The sequence below is a fragment of the Ideonella paludis genome (genome assembly GCF_018069865.1).
In the GTDB taxonomy this organism is placed as follows: Bacteria; Pseudomonadota; Gammaproteobacteria; order Burkholderiales; family Burkholderiaceae_C; genus Ideonella; species Ideonella paludis.
This window is the reverse complement of the sequence record NZ_JAGQDG010000008.1, coordinates 76,709-92,063: the sequence shown is the minus strand read 5'-3', so window position 1 is coordinate 92,063 and position 15,355 is coordinate 76,709. Positions and strand designations below refer to the sequence as shown.

At 64.5% G+C, this 15,355-nt stretch carries 10 protein-coding genes; 7 read left to right on the top strand and 3 right to left on the bottom strand.

What is annotated here, in order from left to right; all coding sequences use genetic code 11:
• Positions 1-4: 4 nt before the first annotated feature.
• The 7 genes from tssF to KAK11_RS18865 all read left to right on the top strand — a co-directional run bounded on the left by tssF (position 5) and on the right by KAK11_RS18865 (position 12,628).
• Positions 5-1,849 (top strand): type VI secretion system baseplate subunit TssF, encoded by a 1,845-nt coding sequence (tssF, locus tag KAK11_RS18895; protein ID WP_210810947.1) that lies wholly within the window; start codon positions 5-7, stop codon positions 1,847-1,849.
• The gene (gene tssG, locus KAK11_RS18890; RefSeq protein ID WP_310737837.1) at positions 1,846-2,910 is read left to right on the top strand and encodes a type VI secretion system baseplate subunit TssG; all 1,065 of its coding nucleotides are present in this window, start codon (positions 1,846-1,848) and stop codon (positions 2,908-2,910) included. The genes tssF and tssG overlap by 4 nt, the downstream gene beginning before the upstream one ends.
• A 46-nt stretch (positions 2,911-2,956) precedes the next feature.
• Entirely contained in the window at positions 2,957-5,716 is a 2,760-nt protein-coding gene (gene tssH, locus KAK11_RS18885; protein WP_210810946.1) for a type VI secretion system ATPase TssH, read from the top strand.
• A gap of 50 nt (positions 5,717-5,766) precedes the next feature.
• Entirely contained in the window at positions 5,767-6,141 is a 375-nt protein-coding gene (locus KAK11_RS18880; RefSeq protein WP_210810943.1) for a hypothetical protein, read from the top strand.
• Positions 6,142-6,207: 66 nt separating this feature from the next.
• Positions 6,208-9,564 carry a type VI secretion system Vgr family protein gene (locus KAK11_RS18875; RefSeq protein WP_210810941.1) on the top strand — a complete coding sequence of 1,119 codons (3,357 nt, stop codon included), beginning with the start codon at positions 6,208-6,210 and terminating at the stop codon, positions 9,562-9,564.
• On the top strand, positions 9,554-11,698 hold the full coding sequence (locus tag KAK11_RS18870; RefSeq protein WP_210810940.1) for a LysM peptidoglycan-binding domain-containing protein: 2,145 nt from the start codon (positions 9,554-9,556) through the stop codon (positions 11,696-11,698). The genes KAK11_RS18875 and KAK11_RS18870 overlap by 11 nt, the downstream gene beginning before the upstream one ends.
• A gap of 282 nt (positions 11,699-11,980) precedes the next feature.
• Complete coding sequence (locus KAK11_RS18865) at positions 11,981-12,628, top strand: hypothetical protein (protein WP_210810939.1); 648 nt, start codon at positions 11,981-11,983, stop codon at positions 12,626-12,628.
• Between the two features lie 9 nt (positions 12,629-12,637).
• Here KAK11_RS18865 and KAK11_RS18860 read toward each other — a convergent pair whose 3' ends face one another.
• Genes KAK11_RS18860 through KAK11_RS18850 form a run of 3 tightly spaced genes read right to left on the bottom strand, consistent with a single transcriptional unit; the run spans position 12,638 to position 15,248 of the window.
• A complete protein-coding gene (locus tag KAK11_RS18860; RefSeq protein WP_210810938.1) occupies positions 12,638-13,189 on the bottom strand; it encodes a GNAT family N-acetyltransferase in 552 nt (183 codons plus the stop codon).
• A gap of 10 nt (positions 13,190-13,199) precedes the next feature.
• Positions 13,200-13,850: an HAD family hydrolase gene (locus tag KAK11_RS18855; protein WP_210810936.1), complete on the bottom strand. Its 651-nt coding sequence runs from the start codon at positions 13,848-13,850 to the stop codon at positions 13,200-13,202.
• Between the two features lie 48 nt (positions 13,851-13,898).
• A complete protein-coding gene (locus tag KAK11_RS18850) occupies positions 13,899-15,248 on the bottom strand; it encodes a hypothetical protein (RefSeq protein ID WP_210810935.1) in 1,350 nt (449 codons plus the stop codon).
• Positions 15,249-15,355 lie beyond the last annotated feature (107 nt).

The window sequence follows — 15,355 nt, the reverse complement described above, 5'->3', positions numbered from 1 at the left end:
AGTCATGGAAAAACTCCTTCCACACTACGAGCGTGAACTTGCGTTTTTGCACGCGGCCGCCAAAGATTTCTCGGCCATGTACCCGCGTGTGGCGGGCCAGTTGCACATGGCGGGCGACTCCTCAGACCCTCATGTGGAGCGGCTGATCCAAAGCTTTGCGTTGCTGTCGGCACGCATCCAAAAGCGCTTGGACGATGACTTTCCGCTCTTCACCGAGTCGCTGATCGAGGTGCTTTATCCGCACTATCTGCGGCCCTTCCCGTCTTGCTCTGTCGCGCAGTTCGACATCGGCGCGGGCGCCTCGCAGATGACCCAAGGCAGTGTGGTGGAGCGCGGCACCGTGCTCAACACGCGGCCCGTGCGCGGCGTGACCTGCAAGTTCCGCACCGCCTATGACGTGCACCTGCTGCCGCTGCGTTTGAGCAGCGCCAGCTTCCGCTCGGTGCTCAATGCGCCCGACGGCACCCCAGTGCCCCGGCAGGCCACCTCGGTGCTGTCCCTGACCCTGGAGTTGGTCTCGCCGCAAGCGCAGTGGGACCAACTCGGCACCGACACCCTGCGCCTGCACCTCTCGGGCGACACCTCTCAAGTCACGGTGCTGCGCGAAGCCCTGTGTGGCCGCGTGGTGGGCAGCTTGCTGCAAACCCAAGCCACCGGCCCTTGGCAGGCGGCCCCAGAGTCTCTGCCCCGCGCGGTGGGCTTTGCCGAGCATGAAGCACTGATCGACTTTGATGCGCGCTCGCACGCCGCCTACCGGCTGCTGACCGAGTACTTCGCCTTCCCGGAAAAGTTCAACTTCATCGACCTGCCCTGGCCCAAAGCCTTGGCGCAGAGCAAGGCCCGCCAGGTCACCCTGCACTTGGCGATGGCCGGCATTCGCGGCGAATCGGACGAAGCCCGGCTTCTGGAGACGATCTCAGCGCGCAACTTGCTGACCGGCTGCACGCCGGTGGTCAATCTCTTCAGCCAGCGCGCCGACCCGATCCGCATCACCCACACCAGTGACCGGTACCCGGTGCTGCCCGATGGCCGCCGCGCCCACGGCCACGAGGTCTATTCAATTGACAAGGTGTTTCGCGTGCACCAAACCCCGCAGGGAGATGAGGTGCAGGAGTTCCGCCCCTTCTTCGCCCTGCAGCACGACGCGCTGCTGGCCAGCGGCGAATCCGCCGCCCGGTATTGGGTGGCGCACCGCGATGACACACTGGCCGCGCGCAGCCCCGGCTACGAAACCGAGATCTCCATCGTCGACATCAACTTCGACCCTGCTGAGGTCCAAACCGACACCCTGTCCATCGAGGTCAAGGCCACCAACCGCGACCTGCCCTCGCAGCTGACCGTGGGCCAAGCCGGTGGCGACTTGTTCTTGGAAGGCCTGCGCAATGCGCGCGAGGTGCGCCTGCTGCGCAAGCCCAGCCTGAGCCACCGCCTCGACCGTGGCCGCGGCGCACTGTGGCGGCTGATCTCGCACCTCTCGCTCAACCACCTCACCCTGTCCTCTGGCGGCTTGGAAGCGCTGCGCGAAATGCTGCGCCTCTACGACCTGCCGCATAGCGACGCCAACCAGCGCCAGCTCGACGGCATCGTCGGCATCAGCCACCACGCCGTCACCGCCTGCATGCCGGGCCAGCCCTTCGTCACCTTTGTGCGCGGCACTGAAGTGCGGGTCAAGGTCAATGAGCAGCACTTTGTGGGCACCGGCCTGCGGCTGTTCGGCCAGGTGCTCGACCACTTCTTTGGCCTCTACGTGCATGCCAACAGCTTCATCCAGCTCAAGCTCTTCTCCGAGCGCACCCAAGAAGAGTTGATGAGCTTTCCGCGGCGCAGCGGCGACGGGAGCCTGCTGTGAACCACAGCGTGATCCAGCGTCTGTTCAGCAGGCCTGAGCGCTACGGCTTCTTTCAAGCCGTGCGCCTGCTGCAACGCTGGTTCAGCCAACAAGAGCGGCTGCATGGCGCGGCGGTGTTTGAGCACAAGCTCAAGTTCCGCAATGCCTTGTCCATGAGCTTTCCGGCCAGCGAAGTGGCGGGCTTTGATGTCAAGCTCCACACCGACGCTGCCGCCACAGCGCCCGAAGCAGAGGCCCCAGCCGCCAAAGACATTGCGCGCCTGGAGATGACGCCCGCCTTCATGGGCCTGCTGGGTGCGGGCGGGGCGCTGCCGCTGTTCTACACCGAGCTGTTTGCACGGCGCGAGATGTACGAGAAGGACTTGGCCGGGCGCGCCTTTCTCGACATCTTTTTGCACCGGGCCGTCGTCTTGTTCTACCAAGCCTGGCGCAAGCACCGCTTGGCCATTCGGTTTGAAGACGACCCGCGCCATCAGTTTCTGCCCCTGGTGATGTCGGTGGCGGGCCTGGGCCACCCAGCGCTGCGCGACCGCCTGCGGGCCCGCGAAGGCGGCGTCTCCGATTTTGCACTGGCTCATTTCGCCGGTTTGCTGCAGCAGCGGCCGGTGTCGGCCACCACCTTGCGCCATGTGCTGGCGGCCTATTTCGGCGTGCCGGTGCAGGTCGAGCAGTTTGTGGGCCGGTGGTTCACCTTGCCGCGCGAGAACCAAACCCAGCTCGGCCTGGGTGGCGCGGGCCTGGGCCAAGGCGCGGTGATGGGGGAGCGCGTCTGGCAGCGCGACTTGCGCATGCGCCTGACGCTGGGCCCCATGTCGGCCGAACGCTTCCGGCGCTTTTTGCCCGGCGGGCCTGGTGCCGTGGCCCTGCAAGAGCTGCTGACCTTGCTGTGCGGCACCACCTTGGAGTTTGAGGTGAAGCTGGCCTTGAAGGCCGAAGCCGTGCAAGGCACCACGCTGGGCGGCAGCACCGCCACCCGCTTGGGCTGGGACAGCTTCCTGCTGACCCAACCGGCCGCCAATGACCGCCTCGATGCGGGCTATCAACTCTTGGCTGTGGCCTAGCGGCCAGGGTCAAACTCAACGAATCAAAACAAAGGGAACCTTCACCATGTCGTCGCACCTCAAGACGCTGATCTCCAAACTCAATGACAGCAGCCGCAAGGCCGCCGAGCGGGCCGCCAGCCTGTGCATGGCACGCGGCCACTATGAGGTCGACTTGGAGCACCTGTTTTTGGCCCTGCTGGAGCAGCCGCAAAGCGACTTCACGCTGCTGTGCCGCCGCCATGAAGTCTCCCCCTCTGAGCTGCAGCGCGACCTGGAGGCCGAGATCAGCCGCTTCAAGGCCGGCAACACCCGCACCCCGGTGCTGAGCGAGAACCTGCCGGCCCTGTTTGAACACGCGTGGCTGATCGCTTCGCTCGACACCCACAACCCGCGCATCCGCAGCGCCCACCTTTTGTTGGCCCTGCTCACCGACGACAAGCTCAAGCAACTCGCCTTCCGAGGCAGCAAGCTGTTCGTTAAGTTCAAGCTCGACGAGCTCAAGCACAAGCTCGATGAGGCCACCCAAGGCTCGGCCGAAGCGGTGCAGGCTGTGCGCAGCGCTGATGCCCCGGCCAGCGACGAAACCCCCAGTTCGGGCCACGCCGCCGCAGGCGCCACACCCGCCTTGGACCAGTTCACCACCAACCTGACCGAGCGCGCCAAAAGCGGCAAGCTCGACCCGGTTATTGGCCGCGACACCGAGATCCGCCAGACCATTGACATCCTGATGCGGCGCCGCCAAAACAACCCCATCCTCACCGGCGAGGCGGGCGTGGGCAAGACCGCGGTGGTCGAAGGCTTGGCGCTGCGCATTGCGTCGGGCGATGTACCGCCTCCGCTGCAAGGCGTGGCCCTGCACACCTTGGACATGGGCCTGCTGCAAGCCGGCGCCAGCGTGAAGGGCGAGTTTGAGAACCGCCTCAAAAACGTGATCGATGAGGTCAAGAAGAGCCCGCACCCCATCATCCTCTTCATTGACGAAGCCCACACCATGATTGGCGCGGGCGGCCAAGCTGGCCAGAACGACGCCGCCAACCTGCTCAAGCCCGCACTCGCGCGCGGCGAGCTGCGCACCGTGGCCGCCACCACCTGGGCCGAGTACAAGAAATACTTCGAGAAAGACGCCGCTCTGGCCCGCCGCTTCCAAGTGGTCAAGGTCGAAGAGCCCAGCGAGCCGATTGCCGCGGCCATGCTGCGCGGCATGGCCCCGCTGATGGAAAAGCACTTCACCGTGCGCGTGTTCGATGAGGCCATCACCGAGGCCGTGCGCCTCTCTGCGCGCTACATCAGCGGCCGCCAACTGCCCGACAAAGCCATCAGCGTGCTGGACACGGCATGTGCCAAAGTGGCGCTGGGCCAAAGCGCCGTGCCCGCCGCCATCGAAGACCGGGTGAAGCACCTGGAGCGCCTGGCCGCCGAAGAAGCCGCCCTGAACCGCGAGGCCGCCGCAGGTGCGGCGCACCACCCCAAGCTGGCCGAGCTCAAAACCTTGCGCGACACCGTGCAGCAAGAACTGGATGCGCTGAACACCCGCTATGAGGCTGAGAAAGCGCTGGTGACCGAGATCCAACAACTGCGCGCCACACTGGAAGCCGAGAAGGAAGCGGCCCAGGCCATTCAGGCCGCACAGGCCCAGGCTGCTGCTGCGCCGCAAGCCGAAGCCGCCCCGCTTGAAGAGCCCAAGAAGAAAACCAGCAAAAAAGCCGCCAAACCTGAAGCCCCGGTGCTCTCGCCCGCCCAGGCCGAGCTGCAGGCCAAGCTCGATGCTTTAGCCGCCTTGCAGGGCGAAAACCCCATGATCCCCATGCAGGTGGACGGCCATGTGGTGGCCGAGATCGTGGCCGCCTGGACGGGCATTCCGCTGGGCAAGATGGTCAAGGACGAGATCAAGACCGTCATGAGCTTGAAGCCCCTGCTGCAAGAGCGCGTGATCGGCCAAGACCATGCGATGGAAGCCGTGGCCCAGCGCGTGCGCACCGCCCGCGCCAACTTGGAAGACCCGAACAAGCCCAAGGGCGTGTTCATGTTCGTGGGGCCTTCGGGCGTGGGCAAAACCGAAACCGCCCTGGCGCTGGCCGACATTCTCTATGGTGGCGAGAGAAAGCTCATCACCATCAATATGAGCGAGTACCAAGAGGCTCATAGCGTGAGCGGCCTCAAGGGCAGCCCCCCGGGCTATGTGGGCTATGGCGAAGGCGGTGTGCTCACCGAAGCCGTGCGCCGCAACCCCTACAGCGTGGTGCTGCTGGACGAGGTGGAGAAGGCCCACCCCGATGTGCTGGAGATGTTCTTCCAGGTCTTTGACAAAGGCCAGATGGACGACGCCGAAGGCCGCGAGATCGACTTCCGCAACACCCTCATCATCCTGACCAGCAACATCGGCTCCAGCCAGATCATGCAGGCCTGCTTGAACAAGGCCCCAGAAGACCTACCCCCCGCAGACGCCCTGGCCGAAGCCCTGCGCCCCATCCTGATGAAGACCTTCAAGCCGGCCTTCTTGGGCCGCATGAAGGTGGTGCCCTACTACCCCATCAGCGACGATGTGCTGGAGCAAATCATCCGCCTCAAGCTCGGCCATATCGCGGCCCGCGTGGCGGCCAACCACAAGGCCGTGTTTGAGTTCGACACCAAGCTGGTGGAGGCCGTGCTGGCCCGCTGCACCGAGGTGGACAGCGGCGCGCGCAATGTGGACCACATCCTCAATGGCACTTTACTGCCAGAAATTGCCGCAGAAGTGCTCTCGCGCATGGCCGAAGGCGGCCAGATCGAAAAAATCAAGGTCAGCGCAGCCAAGAATGGAGACTTCCGCTACACGGTCAGTTGAGCGGATGATCCACGCACTTGTGGTGCCCCGTATGGATAGGAGATGCCGTCATGGACGACTCACTGAATTCTGCGACGCCCTCAGCCCCTGCAGCCCGCCCCGCCTGCGGCCCGCACAGCGCCGCGGCGGCGTTTTGCATGCCGCACAGCTGGGAGGCCCTGCGGCCCTGGCTGGGGTCGGCCTTGGCCAACGACGAGCACGAGCCCGAGCTGCTGATCGCCTGGCTGGCCCAGGCCCCCGCACACTGCCGTGTGCAAGCCCAAGCCGCCTTGCGGGCTATGAGTGCGGGGCCGTGGGAGGTCGAGCATCTGCCCCAAGACGGCCGGCTGAGTGTGCGCCTGTACAGCAGCGCGCCCGCCGCCCGCTGGCGTCTGAAACTCCATCCTGCACAGCCAGGCGGCCTGATCCGCTTGGATCTCCTCTGACGCTGGCTGTGCCTGCCGTTTAAGTACGCCCAGTCGGCTCGCCCCCCAGCCCTGTTCTTTTTGTCTATGTCCATCGCCACCCTCTTCCCTGCCTCCACCGCGGCCTTGGTCAGCCAGGTGGTGGCTGCCCTCAGCGGGGAGCTCAGCGGGGCACCCACACAAGCCCAGCGCCTGCTGCGCTTGCACACGCCACTCGGCCCCGATGTGCTGTTGGCCGAGCGTGCCACCATCCGAGAAGCCTTGTTGCACGAAGCCCCCAGCGTGCAGGGGGGCGACGCGGGCCTGCGCATTGAGCTGGACGCGCTGTGCACCAACACCCACCTGAAGCTCAAGAGCCTGATGGGCCAGCCCGCTGTGCTGGAGCTGCTGCTGGCCGACGGAACCTTGCGCCCCTGGCACGCCCACATCACCCAAGTGGCTCTGCTGGGCAGTGACGGCGGGCTGGCCCGCTACCGCCTCACGCTGGAACCCTGGCTGGCCTTTTTGGGCCAGCGCCAAGATGCGTGGGTCTTCCAGAACCAAACGGTAATGCAGATCATCGATGAGGTCTTCGCGGATTACCAGAACCAAGGTCAGCTTGCGCCCGCTTGGCGCTGGGAGCTGGCCGATGCCAGCGTCTACCCGCAGCGCAGCCTGTGCACCCAATACCAAGAGACCGACCTGGCCTTTGTGCAGCGCCTGCTGGCCGAAGAAGGTTTGTTTGCGTGGTGGGAACACAGCGCCGCGCCCACTGGCGCGGGCCTGGGCCAACACACCCTGGTGATCGCCGACCACAACCCGGCGCTCAAGCCCAATGCCCAGCCCGTAGTGCGCTTCACGCAGAGCAGCGCGGTGCTGCCCGAAGACAGCGTGCACAGCCTGAGCCGCCTGGCCCAGGTGCAAGCGGCCAGCGTACACCTGGCCAGCGAGGACTACCGCAGCTTGGGCGCGCGCCCGGTCAGCCAAACGGGCAGCGGCCCCGGCACCCTGCCCGAGCTGAGCCTGAGCGACGTGCCCGGCGCCTACAACTATGTAGACGCCACGCACGGCGAGCGCTTGGCCCTGCGCCAGGTGCAGGCGCTGGACGCGCTGCGCAGCCGCCAGAGCCTGCGCAGCAGCCTGCGCCAAGCCGCCCCGGGCACGCACTGGCTGCTGACGGAGCATCCACTGCACACGGGTCTGAACCCGCTGGACGACCAGTTCGTCACCCTCGCCACCGTGCATCAGGCCCGCAACAACCTGCGCGCCGACATCAAAGCGGGCCTCGCCAATTTGCTCGGCCCCGTGACCTTTGAAGCCGTGCTGGGTGCAGGGGCAGAGCTGCTGGGCGCCGGTGCGTCCAGCATCAGCTTGGTGGATCACGCGCGCGACGACAGCGCAGACGACGATGCAGAAGACGCCGCCGCGCGCGACCTGCCCAACCAAAGCCCCGAGCCCATCCACCATTGCACCCTGGTGGTTCAGCCCATGGCCCTGCCGGTGGCCCCTTATGCCTTGGCCACGCTGCCCGACACGAGCGGTACCCTGCAAACACCCGAAGTGCGGCTGCGCCCCCGCCCCCGCATCACCGGCGTCCAAACGGCGTTGGTGGTGGGCCTGGGCGACCCGGTGCACACCGACCGCGACCACCGCGTCAAGGTGCAGTTCCACTGGCAGCGGGGCACGCAATCCAGCCATCGCCTGGACCACGTGGCCGGCTCTAACGCGCCCGCGTCAGAGGCCGCCTGGAGCTGGGTGCGTGTGGCCGAGCGCCAAAGCGGTGCCAACTGGGGCAGCGTGTTCACGCCCCGCGTGGGGCAAGAGGTCGTGGTGGGCTTCACCGGCGGCGACATCGACCGCCCCGTGGTACTGGGCAGCCTCTACAACGGCCAGGGCCAGCCCGATGCACAAGGTAACGCCGTCTCGGCCGGGGCCGCAGGCGCCGTGGGCAGCGCCAATGCCTGGTTCCCGGGCAATGCCAAGCAAGGCGACTTACAAGCACACGCCCACCCCCAAGTGCACAGCGGCTTCAAGAGCCAGGAGCTGAGCAGCAGCCACACTGGCCAAGGCGGCTGCAACCAACTGGTGCTGGACGACAGCCCCGGCGCCAACCGCATCCAACTCTCCAGCAGCAGCGCGGCCACGCGCCTGCAACTGGGCCACCTGCTGCAGCAAACCGACAACCAGCGCCTGCAGCCCCGAGGCCACGGCCTGGACCTGGCCACCAGCGCCTGGGGCGCGGTGCGCGCAGGGCAAGGCCTGCTCATCAGCGCACATGCCAAACCCACCAGCACCAGCGGCGGTGCGCAAATGGACAGCCGCGAGCCCATCAGCCGCCTGGAGCAAAGCCAAGCCCTGCTGCACACCCTGGCGGAGAGCGCCCAAGCCCACCATGCCAAGCTGGCCACGGAGCCTCAGGTGAAGGGTGCAACGGCCGAGCAAGCCGACAAGCAACTGCCCGCCGAGCGCGGCCACCATGCCACCTTGAAGAGCTTGGCGGCGGTGATGGAGAGCGGGGGCACTGAAGCGTCTGCGGCAGGTGATAGCGGAAGCGACCAAGGCGAGTCCTCCAACACCGCCATCCAAGGCGAGACATCCAACACCGCCATTCAAGGCGGTGAAGGCACCATCCCCGCCTGGGCTCGCCCCGACCTCATTCTGGCCGCCCCCGGCGGCGTCGCCAGCGTCACCCCGGCCCACCACCTCATCAGCGCTGGCGCCACCAGCACGTGGGTCGCCGGGCAAGACCTGCAACACTTGGCTCAAGGCCACCACAGCAGTGCCGCCAAAGACGGCATCGTGCTCTACACCTACGGCAAAGCCACCCACACCGCCAAGCCCAACACCGAGACCGGCATGGCCCTGCACGCGGCCAGCGGCAGCGTGCAAACCCAAACCCAAAGCGGCGCCACCCACCTCACCTCCGACGCCAACGTCAGCGTCACCAGCACCAGCGCCGAAGTCACCGTCGGCGCCCCCAGCCACGTCCTGCTGACCGCCGGCGGTGCCGCCATCCGCATCGAAGGCGGCAAGATCAGCCTCACCGGGCCCGGCAGCATTGAGCTGAAGGCGGGGATGAAGAACTTTACGGGGCCGGGGAACATGTCCGCGTCCCTGAGTCTTCCCGAACTTCCAAAGTTAGAGGCACAGTACGCAAAGTCCTTTGCACTTTACTCACTGGAGGGAGAGGTCCTCTCTGAAGCACAAATTCAGTTGTTCGACCCTGTAAGTCGGCAATCAATTTGGACCTCTGCGCTCAGCTCTGATGGCACGACTCAACTGACCCAGGCCGAACAAGTGCAAGACTATTTGGCTTTGGCGGGTTACGACTCATGGACGGCGCAGTTCGAGGATGTGGACGACTCTGAGATCGCTGAAACGGATCAGTTTGCTGAAGACCTGATCAGTGATGAAGAAGGTCGAGAGGAAGAGTCTGACGTGATGGATGAGCGCCATGGCCACTAAGGCAAGAACTTACACCGTCAAATCTGGCGACACGTTATGGGGCATCAGTCAGCACTTTGACACCGACGTAGAGACGCTTGCCCGTTTGAATCACTTGCAAGGTCGGCAAAAGCACATCCTGAGCATTGGTCAGGTCATTGTGCTGCCCGACGCTCAAGACGACGTGGACACAGAACTCACCATCCGCGTACTTGACCTGGCCTTTCGCCCCATCAAACGGCCAAAGCTGAAATTGGAATTCGACGCAGGACACAAAGAGCTTGTGGGATCTGATCAGGGCTTGGTAGGCCCTGTCAAAGTCTTGGACCACGCCAAAGGTCTCAAAGTGTGGTTCAAGGAGCTTGACGGCCGGTACGCGCTGATTGCTGAACACGAGGCCTTACCCCTCGGCAAGAAGCAGCTCACCCTGACTTCACGGCGCATGCTGGTGCGCGGCAAGTATTGGGTCGAACAAGGCAGCAGCGCACGTGCTAGCGCCGACGTCAAGCGGGAGATTCAGCGTACCCACCCAACGCCCCACATCCCCGTTCAACCTAGCTCCGGTTCACCAGCACCAGCGGCCAAGGTGGGATCCAGTGCCGCAAGCAAACCGGCCGCAGCCCCTGCCACAACAGCGCCCAAGCCACAGCAGCCACAGCCGGTTGTCAAAGAGACTCGAGTGGATGGTGGCAAACCACAGCAGGCCGTTGGTGCAGTTTTTGCGGAGGGTAACCTGCACCTGAGTCCCGCCAACGAGAAGTACAGAAAACTACTGTTGGACATCAGCAAGAAGCATGCTCTGACGCCCCATGCGCTGGCTGCCCTCATCAATGCCGAAGCCAGCAAACTGGAGAGTGGTGAGTGGAACGCCAACGCCCAAGCTGGAAGCTCAAGTGCAGCTGGCCTCACCCAATTCTTGAATCGCACCTGGTTGCAGGTCGCAACAGACAAGCGTTCGGCCGTCAATCAAAAACTGAAGGCCGATCATGGCTATGAGCAGGTCAACGGCCAATGGCAGGGCGACACTTACTCGATCTACGGCAAGAAGGGAAAGGTCAAGACCGACATCAAGTCCGCGCCCGTATTGGCCTTGCGTTTCACGCCTGCATACTCCATAGATGCAGCAGCGGTCTATGGCTTGATCAACCTCGACTATTTGGCAGACAAGGGTCTGAATATTGCCGCACTGGCACCGGAAGACAAGGCCAAAGTCATGTACTTGGCACACCACGAAGGTGCGGCAGGTGCCTTGGATGTCATCAAGGGTGCTCTGACTGAAGAGCGAGCGGCGGAGTTGCTTCCCATTCAAGTTGGCGCAAAGAAAGCCAAGGAACTAGCGGGGCGCTTCGACGGCAAATACGCCCTAGCCTACCCTTACTGGCTTTACGCCTATACGGACTCCAAGATCAACGTCGTGAACTTCATGGTGAAGCCCGATGGTCTGCAGCCCAGAACCATGAGCGACATTGCCAAGGCGCTCAATGGTCAAGCAGCGGCTAAACCCAAAGCTAAGGCGGTGCCTGCGCCGTCTCCACCCACAAGACAAACAGCCAACCCACCGGCACCTGCCGCGGGCAGCTCTGATCCCGGCACTGTTGGTGGCATCGGAAAGCTGGTCAACCCATTGGCGGTTTGCACGATCCGAACCGCGGGACTTGCAAGTGCCCGCAGTGCCACCTTCGGCAAGGTCAGAAACAACAACACCAAGAATCACCAAGGCATTGACTTGGCGGCCGATTCCGGCACGACTATCTATGCCGTGGCCAATGGCAAGGTGATCAGCCTCTCAAGAGCCTTCACTGCGACCGCCAACTTTGGTGCCTATGTGCTGCTTGCTGTCGATGTCAATGACCTGCCTGAAAAGCAAAGAAAGCACTACCAGGCGAGCTACCCCAACAATAAGGAGGTGTATTTTTTCTATGCGCACCTCAGCGAAATCGATGCAGCTCTGGACAAACCAAATGGCAAGTTCGTCACTGCCGGAAAGGCGCTGGGCAAAACCGGCGCCAGTGGCAACGCCAAGGGCATGACGACGATTGCCAAAGGAGGGCACCTTCACTTTGAAGTCCGGCATCGCACCAACGACATCGGCAAAGGGCTCGGTGGGCGACTAGACCCCCTGCCCTTCCTGGTCAGCTATACGATGCCGAAATAGGATTTTCTCAAGCTTGTCATGAACCACTCCACCCTGTTTGCTCGCCAATCCTGGACAAGCCTCCACCGCGCCGTGGCCCTGCTGAGCGCGGTTGCTCTGTCCGCCTGCAGCCCCTCCGGGACCTCCACTACACCACAGACTGCTTCCCAATCCATCGTCGCGGCCTCGTCGGTGGCCGTTGAGCCGCCTGTGAAAGCTTTAGCACTGTCCTCAGCCTGCACCAGTGCCTTGGAAGTCCTGAACACCTGTGCTCACGAGGCGCAGTGCGGCCCTGATATCTCCATGTTCTTGCCTTCTGCGGCCAGGTCTCAGTGGGTGGCCGCTTCGCAGACGCCAGGCTTCAACGAAGATGCCTTTAATCGCTATTGCGAAGCGGCTTGTCGCAGCAAGTCCGGCGCGGTTGATCAGGCAGCCTTTGCCGCAGATGTTTGTGGTAGCAAGGGCGGGCCTGCCGCCAGTTCAGCCTCAGCGCCTTCTGCTGCGGCCAGTCACGATGGGGCGATCTCGATCATCCTCGGCAAGGACTTGTCTGTATCCGCTGAACCGGTGCCACTCAGCAGAGTCCATCAAGCCCTTGGAGAGCCTCTGAAGACGGAAAAGTCTCCACATGAGTGCGACAGTGCCTACGAGGCCGACAACATCAAGCTGCTGACCTACGCTCACGCGGCCTTTGAAAGTGATGGCAAGACAGCGGTGCTGCGGTGGGCTGACCTAGGCCCAAGTCTAGGCACCCTCGATTTCGCAACCAAGGTGCCAGGCAGCACACTGTCCTTTGAAGCCTTCAAATCTTCGTCCGGTCTCAAGCCCATGGAGATTGATGCCTCCACGCTGCGCGTACCAACACGCAAGGGCGCCTCGTTGGAAAGCGCTTACGACCTGAAGTACAGCAAAGGCCAGTTGACCCGCATTGAGCTTTGGATCGGCTGCTGAGGCCTGTGTCTAACTCAATCGATACAACACATGCCTCCTCAGCGGGCTACCCTCCGGCACCGCCGGGTGATCAAAGTCCTCACCACGGTTGACCATTCCCAAGCGCTCCATCACCGCCCGTGAGGGCTGGTTGATAGCGGCGGTGAAGGACACGATCTCGGGCAGGCCCAGGCACTCAAAGCCGATACGCAAAGCTTCGCGGGCGGCTTCGGTGGCAAAGCCCTGGTACCAGTGGGCGCGGGCCAAGCGCCAGCCGACTTCCACGCAGGGTGCGAAGGGCAGCTCGGCATTGGGGCGGGCCAAGCCCACAAAGCCGATGAAGGCGGTGGTGTCTTGGCGCTGCACGGCCCACAGGCCCCAGCCTTGCTCGGCCATGCGCTGCTGGATGCGGTCCACCATGGCGTCGCTTTGCGCTCGGCTCAAGGGGCTGGGGAAGTAACGCATGACTTCAGGGTCGGCGTTGAGTGCAGCAAATGGCTCGCGGTCGCTGTCTTGCCATGGCCGCAGCAGCAGCCTGGCCGTCGGCCAAGCGGATTGGGGGGACACCGTGGGGGCGGTCATGGGCACCTCATCACAGGCCATGGGTGGGCCAGGGCCAAAGCTTCAACCAATCCGCAGGTGCGTGGCAGTGGTGGTGGGGCTGCTCCGCCTGAAGTTCTTCCGCGCTGCCAAAGCCCCAATACACGGCGGCGCTGCGCAGGCCGTTGCGGTGGGCGGCTTGCAGGTCCACATCGCGGTCGCCGATCATGATGGCGTGCTCGGCCACCTGGCCGCTGGCGCACAGCGCCTGCAATTGCTGCCACTTCGGCGTGCCGATCTCACCGCCGCTGACCCAGGCAAAGTGATGGCGCAGGCCGAAGAGGTCGAGGATTTGCTCGGCAAAGTCCACGCGCTTGCTGGTCACCAAGCCCAGCACGGCGCCGGCTTGGCGCAGGGCTTGCAGCGCCTCGGGCACGCCCGGGTAGAGCGTGTTTTCAGCATAGCCACGCTGGGCATAACGCTCGCGGTAAGCGGCCACCAGCTCGGCCAGATGGGCGGCATCGTCGCGGCTCGTGAGCGCCTTGAAGGTCTGGTCCAGGGGCGGGCCGATGTAGCGGTGCAGGGAGGCCTCGGGCCGGGCTTCGTAGCCCAGGGCCTGCAAGCCCTGGTTGATGCAGCGGGCGATGCCCAAGCTGGGGTCGGAGAGGGTGCCGTCCAGGTCAAAAAGCAAATGGGAGCGCATGGCTCAGTGTGCCATGCGCTCCCATGTCAGCGGGACGGACGAGGTGCTTCAGCGACGACGCTGGCGCAGTGCCCAGGTCAATGCGGCCAGCCCGCAAAACTGCAGGGCCAGCAGGCTCAAGGCCGTGGCCTTGGCAGGGAACAAGGCCCCCAGCACGGCAAACAGGGCGCCGGCCTGCAGCACGCCCGCCAAGATGCCGTCCCAACGGGTGGCACACAGTGCTTGGCCCGCCGCGCGAGCGGCTTCGCGGGTGCACAGCGCCAGGCTCAAGCTGGCCACGGCGCCCAGCCCCAAGGCCAAGGTCGGGGCAGCCCCCAAGGAGAGTTGGCCTTGGCTCAGCGCCAAGGTCAGGTGGGAGACGGCCTGCAAGCCCAGGGCCACGGCGGCCCAAGCAAAGCCCGACTGACCCATCGCCAGCAAGCGCTGGCTGCCCGCACGCGCCCACACCGGCTCACCTGACTCGTCATGGGCTTCGGCACGGCGCTGCAATGACGCCCGCAAGCCCCAACGCAGTGCCAGCCAGCACAAGAGCACGCAGGCAGCGGCTTCTACGGCCGCAGCCACGATGGCCGGAGCGGCGCCCAAGCTGCCACCGGACAAGGCTTGCGCCGCGCTCAGCACGGCTTCCAACATCAGCACCAGACTGAGTGCGGCCAACAAGGCGCGCGAGTGCCATGCGGCTTGGGCAGGCAGCACATCGGCCGCAAACCGGGGCATTTGGCGAAGGGCGACCGTCGTCAACACCAGGGCCGCACCGCCCCACAAGGCCAGCGCCGCAGCGGCTTGGGCCACCAGCGGCAGATGCAGCACCAAGGCCACCGCCGCCACCCACTGGGCCACCGCCAACACGGCCAAGCCCAGTACGACCACGCGGGCATGGTCGCGGTCGCGGCCAGGGCTCTCCAGCATCAAGACCATGCTGCGGCCCGCCACCAGGGCCAGCCCGGCCGCGCCCACGGCCAAGCCCAGGGCAGCCACGGCAGTGTGCAGGTGCAAGCCCAGCAGGGCCAGCGGCAAACCCGCCATCATCAGGTACAGCGGCGTGGCCAGTGCCCGCGCGGGCAAGCTGGCCGTGCGTGCCAATTCGGCCGAGGGCTGCAGCCAACGCGGCAACACCGCCAAGGCCACGGCTGACACCACCAAGGGCAAGAGGCCAAAGACCGCCACCAGGGCCACGCTCAGGCTGGGCTGCACCGCCCAACGCAGCTCCACCCCATAGGCCTGAGTCAGGGCAGTGGCCGCCCACCAGGGCACCAAGAGCGCTGTCGCCCAGGCCGCAAAGGCCCAAGCGGCCTGCGCCGCAGAGGCCCGCCACAGTGGCGCAAAAAACACAGAAGAACGCTGCCTGCGGCCACCAATGGTGCCGGAGGGCATACCAGCCGGTTGAAGTTGAACCATGTCAGAACGATCTAAAAGGCCAAGAATTTGGTGAGGGTGTTAGCGCACACTCTTCAGCCAATCCTTTTGGGAGATGGCCTGAAGCATGAAGATGGCGATCTACATTG

Bases quoted from the DNA above. Each gene is read 5' to 3' on its own strand.
- tssF (WP_210810947.1), top strand. From the start codon at position 5: ATGGAAAAACTCCTTCCACACTACGAGCGTGAACTTGCGTTTTTGCAC.
- tssH (WP_210810946.1), top strand. From the start codon at position 2,957: ATGTCGTCGCACCTCAAGACGCTGATCTCCAAACTCAATGACAGCAGC.
- KAK11_RS18880 (WP_210810943.1), top strand. From the start codon at position 5,767: ATGGACGACTCACTGAATTCTGCGACGCCCTCAGCCCCTGCAGCCCGC.
- KAK11_RS18875 (WP_210810941.1), top strand. From the start codon at position 6,208: ATGTCCATCGCCACCCTCTTCCCTGCCTCCACCGCGGCCTTGGTCAGC.
- KAK11_RS18870 (WP_210810940.1), top strand. From the start codon at position 9,554: ATGGCCACTAAGGCAAGAACTTACACCGTCAAATCTGGCGACACGTTA.
- KAK11_RS18865 (WP_210810939.1), top strand. From the start codon at position 11,981: ATGTTCTTGCCTTCTGCGGCCAGGTCTCAGTGGGTGGCCGCTTCGCAG.
- KAK11_RS18860 (WP_210810938.1), bottom strand. From the start codon at position 13,189: ATGACCGCCCCCACGGTGTCCCCCCAATCCGCTTGGCCGACGGCCAGG.
- KAK11_RS18855 (WP_210810936.1), bottom strand. From the start codon at position 13,850: ATGCGCTCCCATTTGCTTTTTGACCTGGACGGCACCCTCTCCGACCCC.
- KAK11_RS18850 (WP_210810935.1), bottom strand. From the start codon at position 15,248: ATGGTTCAACTTCAACCGGCTGGTATGCCCTCCGGCACCATTGGTGGC.